The 15,922-nt window shown below is 65.2% G+C and carries 16 protein-coding genes; 4 read left to right on the top strand and 12 right to left on the bottom strand.

The features are described 5' to 3' along the window. A partial coding sequence (gene groEL, locus ACOJTD_RS20550) for a chaperonin GroEL (RefSeq protein WP_420134716.1) occupies positions 1 to 740 on the bottom strand: 740 nt, incomplete at its 3' end. Positions 741 to 892: 152 nt separating this feature from the next. Next, positions 893 to 1,207, bottom strand: coding sequence for a co-chaperone GroES (locus ACOJTD_RS20545; RefSeq protein ID WP_054165250.1), 315 nt, complete (start codon positions 1,205 to 1,207; stop codon positions 893 to 895). 440 nt (positions 1,208 to 1,647) lie between these two features. Here ACOJTD_RS20545 and ACOJTD_RS20540 point away from each other — a divergent pair, with 440 nt between their 5' ends. After that, on the top strand, positions 1,648 to 1,932 hold the full coding sequence (locus tag ACOJTD_RS20540; protein ID WP_420134715.1) for an usg protein: 285 nt from the start codon (positions 1,648 to 1,650) through the stop codon (positions 1,930 to 1,932). A gap of 170 nt (positions 1,933 to 2,102) precedes the next feature. Here ACOJTD_RS20540 and ACOJTD_RS20535 read toward each other — a convergent pair whose 3' ends face one another. Both ACOJTD_RS20535 and ACOJTD_RS20530 read right to left on the bottom strand, forming a co-directional pair. Next, positions 2,103 to 3,797 carry a hypothetical protein gene (locus tag ACOJTD_RS20535; protein WP_420134714.1) on the bottom strand — a complete coding sequence of 565 codons (1,695 nt, stop codon included), beginning with the start codon at positions 3,795 to 3,797 and terminating at the stop codon, positions 2,103 to 2,105. 282 nt (positions 3,798 to 4,079) lie between these two features. Beyond that, positions 4,080 to 5,330, bottom strand: coding sequence for a NupC/NupG family nucleoside CNT transporter (locus ACOJTD_RS20530; RefSeq protein ID WP_420134713.1), 1,251 nt, complete (start codon positions 5,328 to 5,330; stop codon positions 4,080 to 4,082). Positions 5,331 to 5,559: 229 nt separating this feature from the next. Between ACOJTD_RS20530 and ACOJTD_RS20525 the strand changes: the two genes are divergently transcribed. From ACOJTD_RS20525 to ACOJTD_RS20515, 3 genes are all read left to right on the top strand, one after another. After that, positions 5,560 to 6,777, top strand: coding sequence for an MFS transporter (locus ACOJTD_RS20525; protein ID WP_420134712.1), 1,218 nt, complete (start codon positions 5,560 to 5,562; stop codon positions 6,775 to 6,777). A gap of 81 nt (positions 6,778 to 6,858) precedes the next feature. Then, positions 6,859 to 7,962, top strand: a complete 1,104-nt coding sequence (locus ACOJTD_RS20520) for a RuBisCO large subunit C-terminal-like domain-containing protein (protein ID WP_420134711.1) — start codon at positions 6,859 to 6,861, stop codon at positions 7,960 to 7,962. Beyond that, complete coding sequence (locus ACOJTD_RS20515) at positions 7,952 to 8,458, top strand: cupin domain-containing protein (RefSeq protein WP_420134710.1); 507 nt, start codon at positions 7,952 to 7,954, stop codon at positions 8,456 to 8,458. The genes ACOJTD_RS20520 and ACOJTD_RS20515 overlap by 11 nt, the downstream gene beginning before the upstream one ends. 163 nt (positions 8,459 to 8,621) lie before the next feature. Here the strand turns inward: ACOJTD_RS20515 and ACOJTD_RS20510 are convergent, their stop codons facing one another. The 8 genes from ACOJTD_RS20510 to ACOJTD_RS20475 form a co-directional block, all read right to left on the bottom strand. Further along, the gene (locus ACOJTD_RS20510) at positions 8,622 to 9,008 is read right to left on the bottom strand and encodes a protease inhibitor I42 family protein (RefSeq protein ID WP_420134709.1); all 387 of its coding nucleotides are present in this window, start codon (positions 9,006 to 9,008) and stop codon (positions 8,622 to 8,624) included. 352 nt (positions 9,009 to 9,360) lie between these two features. Next, a complete protein-coding gene (locus ACOJTD_RS20505) occupies positions 9,361 to 9,702 on the bottom strand; it encodes a hypothetical protein (RefSeq protein WP_420134708.1) in 342 nt (113 codons plus the stop codon). A gap of 158 nt (positions 9,703 to 9,860) precedes the next feature. After that, positions 9,861 to 10,613, bottom strand: a complete 753-nt coding sequence (locus tag ACOJTD_RS20500; RefSeq protein ID WP_420134707.1) for an SDR family oxidoreductase — start codon at positions 10,611 to 10,613, stop codon at positions 9,861 to 9,863. Between the two features lie 80 nt (positions 10,614 to 10,693). Continuing rightward, positions 10,694 to 11,875 carry a GNAT family N-acetyltransferase gene (locus ACOJTD_RS20495; RefSeq protein WP_420134706.1) on the bottom strand — a complete coding sequence of 394 codons (1,182 nt, stop codon included), beginning with the start codon at positions 11,873 to 11,875 and terminating at the stop codon, positions 10,694 to 10,696. Between the two features lie 241 nt (positions 11,876 to 12,116). Then, on the bottom strand, positions 12,117 to 12,677 hold the full coding sequence (locus tag ACOJTD_RS20490) for a GNAT family N-acetyltransferase (RefSeq protein WP_420134705.1): 561 nt from the start codon (positions 12,675 to 12,677) through the stop codon (positions 12,117 to 12,119). 272 nt (positions 12,678 to 12,949) lie between these two features. Next, a complete protein-coding gene (locus ACOJTD_RS20485; protein WP_420134704.1) occupies positions 12,950 to 13,696 on the bottom strand; it encodes a peptidase in 747 nt (248 codons plus the stop codon). A 170-nt stretch (positions 13,697 to 13,866) separates the two neighbouring features. After that, positions 13,867 to 14,706 carry a transglutaminase family protein gene (locus tag ACOJTD_RS20480; protein WP_420134703.1) on the bottom strand — a complete coding sequence of 280 codons (840 nt, stop codon included), beginning with the start codon at positions 14,704 to 14,706 and terminating at the stop codon, positions 13,867 to 13,869. A 142-nt stretch (positions 14,707 to 14,848) separates the two neighbouring features. Continuing rightward, entirely contained in the window at positions 14,849 to 15,793 is a 945-nt protein-coding gene (locus ACOJTD_RS20475; protein ID WP_420134702.1) for an alpha-E domain-containing protein, read from the bottom strand. Positions 15,794 to 15,922 lie beyond the last annotated feature (129 nt).

Below are 15,922 nucleotides of genomic sequence, written 5' to 3'. Positions count from 1 at the left end.
AGCGGCTTGCCGGTCTGCACGACGGCTTCGAGCAGCGGCAGCAGCTCGTTCAGCGACGACAGCTTCTTCTCGTTGATCAGGATGTAGGCGTCATCCATTTCAACGCGCATCTTGTCGGCGTTGGTGACGAAGTAGGGCGAGATGTAGCCGCGGTCGAACTGCATGCCCTCGACGACGTCGAGTTCGGTCTCGAGCGACTTGGCTTCCTCGACGGTGATGACACCCTCGTTGCCGACCTTCTTCATCGCGTCGGCGAGGAACTTGCCGATCTCCGAGTCGCCGTTGGCCGAGATGGTGCCGACCTGGGCGATCTCGTCGTTCGAGGTGACCTTCTTGGAGTTCTTGACGAGGTCGGCGACGACGGCTTCCACCGCCAGGTCGATACCGCGCTTCAGATCCATCGGGTTCATGCCGGCGGCGACGGCCTTGGCGCCTTCGCGCACGATCGCCTGGGCCAGCACGGTCGCGGTGGTGGTGCCGTCACCGGCCGCGTCGGCCGACTTCGAGGCGACTTCGCGCACCATCTGGGCGCCCATGTTCTCGAACTTGTCGTCGAGTTCGATATCCTTGGCGACGGTGACGCCGTCCTTGGTGATGCGCGGCGCGCCGAACGACTTGTCGAGGACGACGTTGCGGCCCTTCGGACCCAGCGTGACCTTCACGGCATTGGCGAGAATGTCCACGCCGCGCAGCATGCGGTCGCGGGCGTCGACGCCGAATTTGACTTCTTTAGCGGACATAAGAGGTTTCCCTTGGGTTGGATCGTTTCGACCTCATCCTGAGGAGCGGACCGCAGGTCCGCGTCTCGAAGGATGAGCGGTGTCAGCTTGTGGAGCTCACCCTTCGAGACGCGCCTTGCAGGCGCTCCTCAGGGTGAGGGACCTCCAAAGGCTCAGGCCGCCTTCTTCTTGGCGCCGGCGTCGGTGATGACGCCCATGATGTCGCTTTCCTTCATGATCAGCAGCTCTTTGCCGTCGATCTTGACTTCGGTGCCCGACCACTTGCCGAACAGCACCCGGTCGCCGACCTTGAGGTCGATCGGGATCAGCTTGCCGGCTTCGTCGCGGCCACCCGGGCCGACGGCGACGATCTCGCCCTGCGAGGGCTTTTCCTTGGCCGAGTCAGGAATGATGATACCGCCAGCGGTCTTCTCTTCGGCGTCGATGCGCTTGACCACGACGCGGTCGTGAAGCGGACGGAAATTCATGCAAGTCCTCCTAAGTTTCTGAAGCTGTTTCAGAATTACTGGAATTAGCAATCGCGCCCGACGAGTGCCAGCGCGACGCTCAGGAGATAATCCAGCGGTTTCGGAGAGACAAGGGTGGGTAGCAGAAAAATTGGCACTCGGGTGAAACTTCTGCCAGTTCCGCAAACCAGCTTTAACGCGGCTGCCCCCATGGGCCTCTGCAACGTCGCCTACGGCCTGTTAGCACTTGATCTAAGTCGCTGCTAACGCTGATGTTTTCAACATAACGTTAAACTTTTAGGCTTGAGATGACTTGCATCGTCGCGTCACAATTGAACGCAGCCTTGGCCGGGCAAGTGGGGCATCCGGACCGGGCAGGGCCGCTAGGAAAGCTGTAGGGCACATCGACACGCAGACCGGACACCACTTTTGCTGAATGTGCTCTACTCCAGGAGGTTGGCATGGACGGAAAAGGTGCAGTTTCTGAGGACTTCAGGAAACAGGTGCTCGGCTACGGTCTGACCACGGCGGAAATTTTATACCGCCGGCCCGACCGCCATTGGCTGCTGCAGAGCTACACGTGGCAGAACTACGACCTGTTTCCGCACTTTCCCGCCCTGAAGGACTTCCTGTCGTTTTGGGAGAAGGAGCTGGAAGGGCCGCTTTTCTCGGTCACAGTCGCGCATTCCAAGTTGATCAAGCCGGCCGAACTGCGCGCGGTCGACGGCGTGTTTCGGCTGCACTAAGGCGCCGGGAATCGCTCCGTCACGCAGATGGCTCGAGAGCGAAGGCGTGACGGAGAGTGGTCGAGGAAGATCGCTGTCGACCTGTCGGCGTCCAAGCGGTCAAGCAACCGATGATGCCGCCGGTTGAGGGCGGGGAGACCGGACGCGACAGCGGACCACTTATCCTCGCGTCATTTGGCGTCCCGGGCCGCGTCCGCCGTGGGCTGCAGGGCGGGCGGCATGGAAGATGGCGTCTGCAGCTGCGGTTCGAAGTCTGACCAGGCGCGGGCGTCACGCTGGTAGCGGCAGACGTGCTTGGTTAGATGGGTCTGCTCGATCCAGCGTCGGGCGGCATCATCATAGTCGATGTCGGGGTCGGCAAGCTGCCAGCCGGGCGGCGACCAGCCGGAATTGCCGTTGATGGTCGGCAGCCCAAACCTGATCGAAATCCACATCGCATCGAATTCGCGAACGCCGTAGCCCTGATCGTCTCGGGCGTCGACCAGGAAAGCCTCGCATCGCGCCGGTGGCGGCGGCACCGCGGCCAACCGTTCCATCTCCGAGCGGCGCGGCAGCGAGCCGTCGCGCAGGTTGACCTGTTCGAGCAGACAGAACGCCATGATCAGCGAAGTCACGGCGAGCCGTGCGCCGGCGCGCTGCGACCAGGCAGCCGGCCATGCGTGCTGCAGCAGGACAGCGAGTCCCGTCACTACCCACAGATTGGTGAGAAGCTGGATCCGGCCGCCAACGCGGATCGCCGCGGCGCCGGGCACCGAATGAAAGAGCAGCCAGAACGGACTGAAGGTGCCGATCCGGAACGTCAGCAGCCACGACAGGGCCCACACCGTCGCACAGACGAGGCCATACACGACTGGCCAGGGGCGGTCGCTGCTTTCGCGATTCTTGTTGGCCCAATACAGCAGCAGCAGGGTGATCAGCGTCATGCCCGGCGTCACCGACAGCATGTGATCGCCGACTGATGGCAGGCCGACGCCGTCGATCAGCCAGCCCCACAGCAGGTTCTGATCGCCGACATTGGGGAGGTCTTTCGGAAACGGCGCGAAGCCGAGATAGTCGCGGAATGATCGCCCCGCCGTGGCGCGCAGCACCGGCTGATAGATCAGCCACACCGGCACAAGGCCAATGATCAGGCCGAGCAGGGCGGGAAGGCACAGCCTACCCAATGCAGCGATATGGCCGCGGACGAAGCCGAGGCACTGCCGAGGAAGCAGAACAATCAACGCGCCGATGGCGATCACCAGCGTGATGGCGAACAGCCAGGCTACGTAGAACGAGGTCGAGAACAGCAAGCCATACAGCAGGCCGCAGCAGGCGGCGCGGAGCTGCGACCATCGCGTCGGCCTCGGAAAATCCTCGACGGCCCACAGCGCCAGCAGCACGATGATCGGGACGTAGTACAACGCGAAGAAATTCGGATGCGCGTTGGCCGTCTTGAACATCAGGTTGTTCGGAAAGGTGATCAGCAGGCCGGCGCAGATCGCGAGCGCGGGGTGCAGCCTGAGGTAGCGCCGGCCGATGATCGTGACCGAAGCGAAGCAGCAGAATGACAGCGCAATCGCCACGAGTTGAAGGGCGAGAAACGGATCAATGCCGAGGCTGCGCAGTGCCGCATAGGGCAGGGTATCGAGCACGAAGGCGTCGGTGTAGCCGAGTATTTCCTTCTGCGGATAGAAGAAGGACGGCGACAGAAATTCGGCGTGGCCGCGCAAGGCCTCGTAGAGATGCTCGTGCAGATAGACGATCAGCCGTCCATCGCCGTTGTTGCCGAACACGACTTCGAAGCCGGAGAGCAGCGCCGAGCGGAAGGCGATAGCGGCGCCAAGCGCCCAGACGCCGACCGCAGCAAGCAGGGCGAGCGGCGTCAAGGGTAGCGCCTGATCTCGCAGGGAATTCCGCAAAGGCGATGCCCGCACCGCGCCGCTGATCGTCGCCACTTGAGAAGTCTCTGTTGAGCCCGGCGCTTCTTAGCGGGGCATGGTGCAAAAGCCAACCGCTCGCGCGTCGATCACTTGCGCTGGGGGCGATTCAGTTTGTGATAATTCATGTCATGGTCATCATCATGCCGCGGGATCTGTTCGGCTGGATGTCCGGATGTTTCTGTCGTGACGCCTGTCACGTCGCTGCCCGCACCCGGCGGGAAGGTCCGGTTAGGTCATCACCCCGACCACCGCGCCCATCAGGCAGGTGGTCAGCGTGCCCGACACGGTCGAGCGCAGGCCGAGCGCGGCGATCTCCTCGCGGCGTTGCGGCGCCATGGCGGTGAGGCCGCCCAGCATGATGCCGAGGCTGCCGAAATTGGCAAACCCGCACATCGCGTACAACATGATCAGCTTCGAGCGTGGATCGAGCGCATCGGACGGCAGCTTCGACAGCTCGACATAGGCGATCAGCTCGTTGAGCACGGTCTTGACGCCCATCAGCGAGCCGGCAGTGACGGCCTGCTGCCACGGCAGGCCGAGCAGCCAGCACACCGGCGCCATCGCATAGCCGAGCATCCGCTGCAGCGAGATCGCTTCGCCGCCGATATGCGGCAGCACGCCGAGCAGGGCGTTGGCGAGATAGACCAGCGCCACCAGCACGATCAGCATCGCCACGATGTTGAGCAGCAGTTCGAGCCCGGCGGCGGTGCCCTTGACGATCGCATCCATGGTGCTGACGGCGATCCGCTGCGGATCGTCGAGCGTGCCGCCGGTGCGGCGGGGCTCGGTCTCCGGCACCATGATCAGGCTGACCAGGATCGCGGCCGGTGCGCCGAGCACCGACGCGATGACGAAATGCGCCGCCGCGTCCGGCAGGATCGGCGCCAGCAGGGTGGCGTAAAGCACCAGCACGGTGCCGGCGATGCCGGCCATGCCTCCGGTCATCACCAGAAACAGCTCGCTGCGGGTGAGCTGCGCCAGATAGGGCCGGATAAACAATGGCGCCTCGACCATGCCGAGAAACACGTTCGCAGCGGTGGAGAGGCCGACCGCGCCGCCGACGCCGAGCGTGCGCTCCAGAAGCCACGCCATGCCGTGCACGATCGGCGGCAGGATACGCCAGTAGAACAGCAGGGTGGTGAGTACGCTCATCACCAGCACGACCGGCAGCGCCTGGAACGCGAGGATGAAATCCGCGCCCGGTGCCTTGATGTCGAACGGCGCCTGCGCGCCGCCGAGATAGCCGAATGCGAAGGACGTGCCGGCCCGCGTCGCTGCCCCGATGACCCCGACCGCCTCGTTGATCACGCCGAAGGCGTGCGCCGTCCCGGGCAGCTTCAGCATCAGACCCGCCGTGACGAGCGTCACGGCGAGGCCGATCACGATCTGCCGCAGCGAGACGCGGTCGCGGTGTTCGCCGAACGCCCAGGCGAGCATCAGCAGCGCGAAAATTCCAAATCCGGATTGCAGTTGTAGCATTAGTCCCCCGCGCCATTATGCCGATGCGGCGCGCGCTGACCAGCACCGATGCGAGGCAGATCATCTCCGACTTTGTGTGCACGCGGGCGGGCTTGCGGTGCGCGTTCGGAGCGGGGCAGGCGTGCCCGAGTCCGGCTTGACGCTCGTCGCGCCGCAGGTCATCCACTCCTCACATGGTACTGCTAATGATCCAGCCTCGGTGCCGCGCATTCGCCGGTTGCGCGATTTCATGACAACGTTCGCCGCGTCCGACTCGCTGCTGCGGCATCGCCCGCTGATGCTGTATCTCGGGGCGCGGACCTTTTCCCGCTTCGCCAGCCAGATCGCCGCCGTCGCAGTCGGCTGGCAGGTCTATGACATGACGTCGAGCGCCTTCGCGCTCGGCATGATCGGGCTGGTGCAATTCATCCCCACGGCCGTTCTGGTGTTCGTCGCCGGCCACGCGGTCGATCATTTCGATCGCAAGCGCGTGGTGCAGCTCTGCCAGATCGTCGAGGGATTGACCGCGCTGTTCCTCGCCGCCGGCACGTTCGGTGGTTGGCTGACGGTGACGCAGATCTTCGTGGCGATGACGGTGGTCGGCATCGCCACTTCGTTCGAGAGCCCGGCGGTGGCGGCGCTGCTGCCGTCGGTTGTGCCGGAAGGCACTCTGCAGCGCGCGACCGCGACGTCGACCGGCGTCGCGCAACTGGCAATGATCACCGGCCCGGCGATCGGCGGCTTCGCCTATGCGGTGTCGCCGACGCTGCCCTACGCCATCATGGCGGCGTTCTGGATCGTCGGCAGTCTGTTGATGCCGCTGGTCGAGGTGGCGCGCGCGGCGCCGAAAGAGGTCACGGCGGAAGTCGACGATCTCTATTCCGGCCTGCGCTTCGTCCGATCCAACCCGGCGATCCTGGGCACCATCTCGCTCGATCTGTTCGCAGTGCTGCTTGGCGGCGCCACCGCATTGCTGCCGATCTATGCGCGCGACATACTGCATACCGGGCCGTGGGGCCTGGGCGTGCTGCGCGCCGCGCCGGCGATCGGCGCGCTGGCGATGACCATCGTTCTCGCGCGCCACGCCATCACCAGCCAGGTCGGCATGCGGATGTTCCAGGCCGTCATCGTGTTCGGCGTCGCCACCATCGTGTTCGCGCTGTCGTGGTGGCTGTGGCTCTCGGTGCTGGCGCTGGTGATCATGGGGGCCGCCGACACCGTCAGCGTCGTGATCCGGTTCTCGCTGGTGCAGCTCGCCACGCCTGACAACATGCGGGGGCGCGTCGGCGCTGTGAACTTCCTGTTCATCAACGCCTCCAACCAGCTCGGCCAATTCGAGAGCGGCGTCACCGCGGCGTTGTTCGGCGCGATGCCGGCGGCGGTGCTCGGCGGCGTCGGGACCGTGGCGGTGGCGCTGCTGTGGATGAAGCTGTTTCCGTCGCTGCGCAAAATCGAGCGGCTCGAGTAGGCGGCCATCACCGCGCTGACATGACGGTTGTGCTACACAGGCCGTGGCGGCGCAGGGGGCGCCGGCGAACGGCACTGGCGGATGACGGACCGGCACATCATCGCGACCTATCACGTGACCAGCGACGCGGCACGGATCTCAGAGCGCGCGCTGTCGCTGGCGATCGAGCAGAGCGTCGAATGCCCGCTCGACGCGATCGGTGATCCATGGGTGCGCGACGCCATTCTGGGACGGGTCGCGCTGATCGAGGAGATCGCCGAGGGCCGCTATGCGGTACGAATTGCGCTGGCGGCGGCCACCGCGCCGCCGGAGCCGGGGCAACTGCTCAACATGCTGTTCGGCAACGCCTCGATCCAGCCGGACGTTGTGCTTGCCGATGTCGAACTGCCGGCATCCTACGGCGAGGCCTTCGGCGGGCCACGGCTCGGCATCACCGGGATTCGGGATCGGACTGGCGTGCACGGCCGGGCGCTGACCGCGTCGGCGCTGAAGCCGCAGGGGCTGTCCCCCGCAGCGCTGGCCGTGATCGCGAGTCGGCTGGCGCGCGGCGGCGTCGACTTGATCAAGGACGATCATGGTATCACCGATCAGGCTTACAGCCCGTTCGGCGAACGGATTCGTGCGGTCGGCCGCGCGGTGCACGAGGCCAACGCGGCGACCGGCGGGCGGACGCTGTATGCACCACATGTTTCCGGCTCGCTCGACGACATGCGGCGACAGCTCGACCTGCTGCGCGGCGAGGGCATCGAGGCGCTGATGCTGATCCCGATGATCGTCGGGCTCGCCAACTTTCATACGCTGGTCCGCGAAGCCGAGGGGGTGGTGGTGCTGGCGCATCCGGCGATGTCCGGCGCGGCGCGGATCGCGCCGCCGCTGTTGCTCGGCAAGCTGTTCCGGCTGCTCGGCGCCGACGCCACGGTGTTCCCGCATGCCGGCGGCCGTTTCGCTTACACGCCCGAAACCTGCCGCGCGTTGGCCGAGGCGGCGCGGCAGTCCTGGGATGGCATGAAGCCGTGCCTGCCGGTGCCGGCAGGCGGCGTCACGATCGACCGCGTCGCGGAGTTGTTGTCGTTCTATGGTCAGGACGTGATGCTGCTGATCGGCGGCAGCCTGCTCGCCGCGGGCGATCGGCTGACCGAGCAAGCGGCGCTGTTCACAGCGGAGGTTGCACAACATGGCAAATGATCAAACGGCCTCGCAGTCCGTCGACGTGTCCGGCGAGCGTCCTGGCGTACGCGCTCAGACGTCGCCCGGCCGTTGGGCTGGCGTGCCGGTCATGCCCTATAAACAAAGCGCGGACGCGCCGTTTCGCGACGTGACGCGGCAACTTCTGTTCGCCGATCCGAACCTCGCCTGCGAATGGCGTTACTTCGAGGTGGACGAAGGCGGTTACTCGACGCTGGAGCGACACGACCACGTTCATGCGGTGATGATCCATCGCGGGAAGGGGCAGTGCCTCGTCGGAGCGACGATCAGCGACGTCGGGCCGAGCGATCTCGTCTTCATTCCACCGATGACATGGCATCAATTCCGCGCCAACCGCGGCGATTGCGTTGGCTTCCTCTGCGTGGTGAATGCGGCGCGCGACCGGCCGCAACTGCCCGGTCCGGACGATCTCGCCGCCTTGCGCAGCGATGCCGCCGTGGCAGGATTCATTCGCACCGGGAACGAGAAGGCTTAGCGCTGCTGGTGTTTTGTTGTCTCCCATCGACGGGCAAAGCCCGCAGTTGACGAGACTGCTGCCGTCGTCCCCGATGCCCGCCGGGCCGCGTCGTCGCGGCCTGGAGGGCCTCGGAGGAGAAGCCGCGGACACCTGTTCCGCCGGCTCGAATGATCGTCTGCGGTTACTTCCCGCTACGCTCGGCAGTGATCTTGATGTGGACCGCATAGCGGTTGACCGGAGCTCCCGGCTCCCACGGCCTCAGATAGTCGAACACGGCCATTGCAGTGCCGGAGCCGGTCGGCATGATCTTGAAGATATGCTTGCCGGGGGCGCCGGGTTTGTCTCCGGGAATATAGCCGCCCTCGGCGACCCCGAACAATTCCGTGTGGTGGCTCGCTTCGGGGTTGAACTTCCAGACGTAGCCGGTCGAGGCATTTTCCGTCAGCACGACGTCGCCGACTCGCAGATTCAGCCGATCCCCGGCCAGCGCTGGCGCTGCGAGCAAGGCTATCGTGGTGAAGGTGGTGAGTCCGAGGCATGCAGACTTGCGATTGGAAAGTAATTGCATGGTAGTCTCCATGAGTATTCACGAACGCAATTAGTTTATCAAATCAATGATCGCTCAGGAATTGTGAGTTGTAGACGGTGAGGAAATTCTCCTTCCAGGCGAATGTCGATTTGACTCGAATTCGATCGCTGCAGTCCAATAACGAACTGAGCACGCTTCCCGTGACGGATTGCGGGCAGGCTTATCGGCCGCGGACTTACCCGCGGCGCGCTTGCCGATTACTAATCTCTGGGGAGCTGGAAGACACTGATTGCGCGATCATGCGCCGCGATCGTGCGTGGGGGCAAGGAGCCGTGGCGCCGCGGATGGTTGGGCTGACCGCGGCGCGCTACGCGGTGAAAGCAGCGGCAGTTCAGGCGAGATCAAGCGGACCGTGGTCGTCGCAGTGGCCGCCGTGCGGATGATGCAGGCGCCCGTTCACCAGGTAATCGACGTGATCGCCGTGCGGCACGGCTTCGTGTCCACATCCCGGGCCATGCGTGTGGCCAGCGCAGACGTTGTCAGGCGTGCACTGCGCCGGGTTGGTGCCATTGACCGCGATGACGTGCTCATCGACATGGTCGCCGTGCATGTGGTGCAGGTGGCCATCGTGCAGATAGTCGACATGGCCTTCGTGCTTTACGGCGATGTGGCCGCAGCTCGGGCCGTGCTTGTGGTCGTGGTTGGCGTGGTGGGCTTCGTTGCAACCGCTCATGATGCTCCTCCCGAGGATGACACGCGCTCATCATCCGCAACACGCGGCACAGGGCACTCGAATTATTCGCGCCCTCGGCACAAACCGGGGCGAGCTGATCGATTGATACCAGTCCGGTTTGCGAATGCCGCGTGATCAAGGCATCTGCGGTCGCTGCGCTAGCCGCGGCCGACGAACGGCATCTTCGTGGCCATCACCGTCATGAACAGCACGTTGGCGTCGAGCGGCAGGCCGGCCATGTAGGCGACGGCGTCGCCGACAGCCTTGGCGTCCATCCGCGGCTCAGCCATGGTGCGACCGTCGGGCTGCAGCACGCCTTGCACCATGCGGTCGGTCATCGGCGTGGCCGCATTGCCGATGTCGATCTGTCCGACTGCGATATCGTAGGCGCGGCCGTCGAGATTGCTGGCCTTGGTCAGACCGGTGATGGCGTGCTTGGTCGAGGTGTAGGCGGACGAGAAGGGGCGCGGCGCGTGCGCCGAGATCGAGCCGTTATTGATGATGCGGCCGCCGCGCGGGTTTTGGTCCTTCATGATGCGGAAGGCGTGCTGCGTGCAGAGGAATGGCGCGGTGAGGTTGGTGTCGACCACGGCTTGCCACTGCTGCAGCGACAGATCCTCGAACGGCACCGGAGGCGCGCCCATGCCGGCGTTGTTGAAGAGCAGATCGAGCCGGCCATAGGTCGCAACCGTCTTGTCGAACAGCGCAGCGATCGAGGCGGGGTCGGCCATGTCAGCCTGCACCGGCAGACTCTGACCGATGCCTTCGCCCAGCTTCTGGGTCTCCTGGAGCAGTTCAAGCCTGCGGCCGGCGAGCACCACGGTGAATCCACCCTGCATCAGAGCCAGCGAAGCGGCTCGGCCGACGCCGGTGCCTGCGCCGGTGACGATTGCGATCTTGGTGGCGGACATAGGCGTCTCCCCGAAACTGTTCTGTCGTTGCGATTGGCAGGATCGTAAAGCTTGTCCGCCGTTGCAACAAGCCGACGCGATCAGCGTTCGGCGGCAGCGTCGGTGCCTGCGCGCCGATCGTCCGCGGGTGCGGCGGGCTTCGGCGGGCTTTTCGTCCGGTTGCGATAGGACTGCACGGCGTGCCAGGCGCGGTCCGATTGCAGTGCAGCCTTGCCCAGCAAGGTGCGGCCGCCGACGTAAGACGCAAGGGTCACCTGCTGGTTGGCGAAGCGATATTTGTAGTCCTCGTCGCCGCACAGGAAATCGATGCTGGTGGCGCCGTGATCGATCGCCCAGCGGATGTAATCGAACAGCAGGATGTAGCCGGGCGAACTGCGCTCGAAGGTGGCGTCGTAGGTCGTGACATAGGCCATCATCGTGTCGTGCTGCACGAAGTTGATGGTGACGGCGACGATCACGCCGTCGCGCTCCAGTACGAACACGTGCAGCAGGTGCTTGTCTGCCAGCACCTGCGCCAGCGCCGGCAGCATCAGCGAGCCTTCGTCGAACAGCGGCGCGACCAGGCCGTTGCGTTTGCACCAGGCGCGCTTCAGTTCGGCGCAGCGCTGCAGGGCGGGCCCGAGTTGCTCGCCAGGTCCGAGCCGGCGGAATTCGACCTTTGCCCCCTCGGAAAGGTTTTTCAGCGAGCGCCGATAGTTCCGCCGCGCATTGCCGGATTGTGAGTCGAACCACGCCTGGCCGTTCGGCCAGGGGCCGACAACGCGCAGGCTGCTGGCCTGCCGATGGTGCGGATGCAGCGCGAAGCCGCCGGCGGTGCGACGAGTGAGAGCGGTGGCGACGGCCGTCGGCAGCAGGTGGCCGAGATACGCGGCATCGAAACCGCCTTCTGCATTGACGGTTGCCCACATCCGCCCGACCAGCGCCGTATCGGTGCCTGGACGCAGCAGCACGTCGGAATAGTCCGAATAATCCTTGGCCGCCCATTCGAGCACGCGGACGCCGTGCAGCTTGCAGGTCGCGAGCGGCATCACCGCACCGAGCGTGTCATCGCGCCAGGCGAGTACGATCACCAGCGAGCGCCGCTGCTGGTCGGGCAGCGCATGCCACCAGGCCGAGATCCAGGCGTGGCTTTGAAACACGAAGGCGCCTGACTGTTCCCACAGCGCTTCCCACGCGGGGCCGATCTGCTGCAGACGCTCTGGGGTCCGCACGATCTCCAGGCGTTCGCCCTGCGGTCCCGCTGCGCCGGGCTTGTTGGTCATCTGTCGTCCTTCGTCTTTGCGGCTTCGGCGCACGCGTGACGCGCCGTGGCTGCCATCGGCAACCTAACATCGAGGTGTTGTGGTTTGAATTTCGGCCCGGGAGGAACAGCAGACAGAGTTAATCGCCGCGGCGAGTGATTTCCGCCGCAATGGCAACGTTTCGACAACTTCGGAACCGCGATGTAGTTCTGGGCCGTGCGACTCTTCAGCGCGGGCGCTGCTTTGGATCGGACCGCGACGATCAGTCGATGACGCTGCCGGCACTCGCAGCATCGCCGCCGACGAGAGGTCGCACCATGTAGCTGACGCCTTCGCCGTAGCTCGCCAGCTTGCGGGCGAGGGCGGTCGAATCTCTTGAGGCAAACTTGTGGCGGCGCCAGAACGGTACCGTTCCACCAACCGCAACCAGCGACACGTTGTCAGCGATTGTCTCGGCGTGGTGCAGCAGCGTCGTCAGCACCGCCTCCGTCGCGCCGCTGCCGCGCGCCTGCGGAAGCAGCGCGATGTCGTGGATGTAGTAGGTCGAGGCCGGCGCGGGAATGGCGCGGAGCAGGGCGTTGAGCGCTGGCGGTTCTTCGAGGCGCCAGGGATGGCTGATGATGTAGCCGATGATCCCGGCATCGTCCCGTTCGGCGAGCACGTGGCAACCTTGCGGGTGCAGCGCGAGCCGCTCGGCGAACACCGCGGCGTCTTCCGGGTAGTCCACATGCACGGCGGCCGCGATGGCGTTCACCGCGGCGAGGTCGATCGCGGTCATCGGGCGCCAGTGCAGGGGGGCGGTGGTGGTGTCAACGATGGTCATGAAAATGCTACGGCGATGGGCGAAGCACAGCCTCCACGTTCGTCATTCCGGGATGCGCCCGCAGGGCGCAGGCCCAGAATCCATAAACCCTGACCCGCAATGGTGAGCACAGCGGGAGAGGCCGTCGTACCGTCGCGAGTCCAGGGGTTATGGATTCCGGGCTCGCGCTGCGCGCGCCCCGGAATGACGGGGAGAGGGTGTGCGCACACGCGTCCGTCGTCGAAAGTCGCCGGGCTGACTCTGCAAGAACGAATGCGCGCCATCGCGGCGGACTACTTCACGTCTTTGTAGGGCGGCCGCGGGATGTTCTTGTGGGCGGCGCGGAGCGCGGCGGACCAGCGCGAGCGGAGGTCGTGGAAGTAGGGCTCGCCGGCTTCGATGCGGTGATTGAGGTCGGCGTCGCAGACGTCGGTGCGGACTACCAGCACGTCGATCGGTAGCCCCACGCCGAGATTGGAGCGCATCGTCGAATCCATCGAGATCAGGCTGGTCTTCAGCGCCTCGTAGAGCTCGACGTCATAAGTAATCGCACGGTCGAGCACCGGCTTGCCGTATTTGTGCTCGCCGATCTGCAGATAGGGCGTGTCGATGGTGCATTCGATGAAATTGCCGGCCGGGTAGATCATGAACAGGCGCATCCGCTCGCCCTTGATCTGGCCGCCGAACAGGAACGACACTTCGTAGTTGATGTCCTCAGCTTTCAGCGCCTGCGCCTCGGTGGCGTTGACGTGGCGAATGGCGCGGCCGATGCACTGCGCCGCCTGAAACATCGTCGGCGCGCCGAGCAGCGTATCGCGCTCGCCGGTCTCCGGGTTTTCGAGACCTTCGGTCAGCGTCGACAGGACCGACTGGCTGATCGACAAATTGCCGGCGCTGGCGATCGCCATGATGCGGTCGCCCGGCTTGTTGAAGACGTGCAGCTTGCGGAAGGTCGAGATGTTGTCGAGCCCGGCATTGGTCCGCGTGTCGGCCACCATCACCAGGCCGTCCTGGACCAGCACTCCGCAGCAGTAAGTCATCTCGTCCTCGGCACGTCAGTCGATGAGGGAAGCCGGCGGCGCGTCGATGCCCGCGGCGGTGCTGGAAGATTAGAGCATTTCGCCGCGCAGGGGAAACCGCCCGCGCTCCGCAATTGTGCGCAACCTGCGGGTCGGATCTTTGCAAAGCCGCAAGTGTCGGCCCGATGACGCTATTGCGACTGTGACTGCGATTGGGAATGCCGGCCGCCGGCCTGATCGACCTTGACGGCGACGGTCAGCGTTTCGACGCCGCCGCCATAGCGCGTGCCGCGCACCGGCGCGGCGCCGAGATAGTCGAGGCCGATGGCGATGCGGGCGTGGGCGTCGGTCGAACAGATGCCGTTGGCAGGGTCGAACCCGACCCAGCCCAGCGCCGGCACATAAGCTTCGGCCCAGGCGTGGCCGGCCTGCTGGTGCACCTGGCCGTCGGCGCGCAGGAAGTGGCCGGACACGAAGCGGGCCGGCACCCCGCCGGCGCGGGCGCAGGCGATGAACACATGCGCATAGTCCTGGCAGACGCCGCGGCGCAGCGTGAAGGCTTCAGCCGCAGTCGTGCCGGAATGGGTGGGGTCGTCGTCGAAGGTCATGTAATCGTTGAGCCGCATCATCAGCGCGTGCAGGAAGCTGATGACGTCGCCTTCGCCTCCGCCGACCTCGCGGGAGAAGGCGGCGATCGCCGGGCTCGGCTCTGTCAGATCGGTGGAGCGCAGAAACAGCTGCGATGGAAACCGCTCGTCGGTGCCGCGCATCACCCCGCCAGTGTCGATGGTCTCGATCAGCCCTTCCGCCGTGATGGTGAGGTCCTCGGTAGTGCCGATCGTCAGCACGTGGGTGATGTTGCCGAAGGCGTCGTGATGCATGTCGAGCTTGGCATCCGACGACACGTCGATCTGCCAGTCCGCGACATATTGGCCGTCATGGCTGCCGGGCGTCATCCGCAGCACCTGGATCACCCCGGAGGCGGCGGGCTCGTAGCGATAGGTCGTGGTGTGGGAAATTCGCAGGCGCATGGGTCGGCATTCCGGAACGTCTCGGCGCAAAGCGCGCGGACTATATCAGCTACGAGAGGGGGAGCTCTGCCGGAATTGCCGGTTTGCCCGCATTTTTCGGTGACGCACGAACCAGCCCGCGGAAAACGGACCGGGTCTGCGGTCAGATCAGATATTGCTTGGCGATGATCTCGCCGAGGCGGCTGTTGTCGGCCAGGAACTCCTGGATGAATTCGTGCACGCCGCGCTGGAAGATGTCCTCCATGTCGGAATGCTCGAGCCGGTTGCGGATGCCGCGGGCGTGGCGCTGTGCCGGGCCCTGCCGGCCATAGGCGACGCCGATCTGGTCGAGATTGCGGACGAGATCGCCGTAGCAGGACGCCAGCGAGCGCGGCAGGCTGTCGTTGAGGATCAGCAAGTCGGCGATCAGCCACGGTTTCAGCGTCTGCCGATACACCCAGTGATAGGCGGTCTGTGCCGACACCGAACGCAGGATCGACGACCACTGATAGTAATCGAGCGGGCCGCCGACGTGCTCTTCTTCGGGCAGCAGCAAATGATACTTGACGTCGAGGATCCGCGCGGTGTTGTCGGCGCGCTCGAGATGCACGCCGAGCCGCGAGAACCAGTAAGCGTCGTTGCGCAGCATGGTCCGATAGGCCGAGCCGTCGAAACGCAGCGAGATTTCCTGCACGAAGCGCAGGAAGCCGGACAGCTGCTCCCGCGTCTTGGCGCCTTTGCTCCAGGTCTCCTGCAGTTCGATCCAGGCGCTGTTGATGGTCGCCCACATCTCGCCGGTCAGCGCAGTGCGCACCGAGCGTGCGTTCAGCCGCGCTGCTTCGATGCAGTTGCGGATCGACGACGGATTGGTCGCGGCGAACGACAGGAATTCGACGACGTTGACCTCGTTGGCTTCCTCGTAGTGATTGTAGAAGCTGGCGGCGACGCCGGCGGTCAGCAGGGCCGAGTCCCACTCGTTGCCCTGGCCCGCATAGGTGTTCGGTAGAGCGGTGACACGCAGCGTCGCCTCGATCGTCCGCGCCAGATACTCCGCGCGTTCGATGTAGCGGGCGAGCCAGAACAGGTTTTCAGCGGTGCGGGAGAGCATGGAGCAAACTCGGCGACAGCGTTCTCCCTCCCCCCTTGCGGGGGAGGGTCGGGGGGGGGGGTTACACCAGGTGAGGCACCCGGTGTGGGCCCCCCCCCCCCACCCCACCCCCCCACGGGGCCGGGCGCC

Source organism: Rhodopseudomonas sp. (assembly GCF_048594845.1).
Classification (GTDB): Bacteria; Pseudomonadota; Alphaproteobacteria; order Rhizobiales; family Xanthobacteraceae; genus Rhodopseudomonas.
This window is presented reverse-complemented; position numbering and strand designations above follow the sequence as displayed.

Coding starts and splice junctions, on each gene's coding strand:
- ACOJTD_RS20530 (WP_420134713.1), bottom strand. CDS start 5,330: ATGCTACAACTGCAATCCGGATTTGGAATTTTCGCGCTGCTGATGCTC.
- ACOJTD_RS20545 (WP_054165250.1), bottom strand. CDS start 1,207: ATGAATTTCCGTCCGCTTCACGACCGCGTCGTGGTCAAGCGCATCGAC.
- ACOJTD_RS20500 (WP_420134707.1), bottom strand. CDS start 10,613: ATGTCCGCCACCAAGATCGCAATCGTCACCGGCGCAGGCACCGGCGTC.
- ACOJTD_RS20520 (WP_420134711.1), top strand. CDS start 6,859: ATGACGGACCGGCACATCATCGCGACCTATCACGTGACCAGCGACGCG.
- ACOJTD_RS20490 (WP_420134705.1), bottom strand. CDS start 12,677: ATGACCATCGTTGACACCACCACCGCCCCCCTGCACTGGCGCCCGATG.
- ACOJTD_RS20485 (WP_420134704.1), bottom strand. CDS start 13,696: ATGACTTACTGCTGCGGAGTGCTGGTCCAGGACGGCCTGGTGATGGTG.
- ACOJTD_RS20495 (WP_420134706.1), bottom strand. CDS start 11,875: ATGACCAACAAGCCCGGCGCAGCGGGACCGCAGGGCGAACGCCTGGAG.
- ACOJTD_RS20505 (WP_420134708.1), bottom strand. CDS start 9,702: ATGAGCGGTTGCAACGAAGCCCACCACGCCAACCACGACCACAAGCAC.
- ACOJTD_RS20480 (WP_420134703.1), bottom strand. CDS start 14,706: ATGCGCCTGCGAATTTCCCACACCACGACCTATCGCTACGAGCCCGCC.
- ACOJTD_RS20510 (WP_420134709.1), bottom strand. CDS start 9,008: ATGCAATTACTTTCCAATCGCAAGTCTGCATGCCTCGGACTCACCACC.
- ACOJTD_RS20525 (WP_420134712.1), top strand. CDS start 5,560: ATGACAACGTTCGCCGCGTCCGACTCGCTGCTGCGGCATCGCCCGCTG.
- ACOJTD_RS20540 (WP_420134715.1), top strand. CDS start 1,648: ATGGACGGAAAAGGTGCAGTTTCTGAGGACTTCAGGAAACAGGTGCTC.
- ACOJTD_RS20475 (WP_420134702.1), bottom strand. CDS start 15,793: ATGCTCTCCCGCACCGCTGAAAACCTGTTCTGGCTCGCCCGCTACATC.
- ACOJTD_RS20515 (WP_420134710.1), top strand. CDS start 7,952: ATGGCAAATGATCAAACGGCCTCGCAGTCCGTCGACGTGTCCGGCGAG.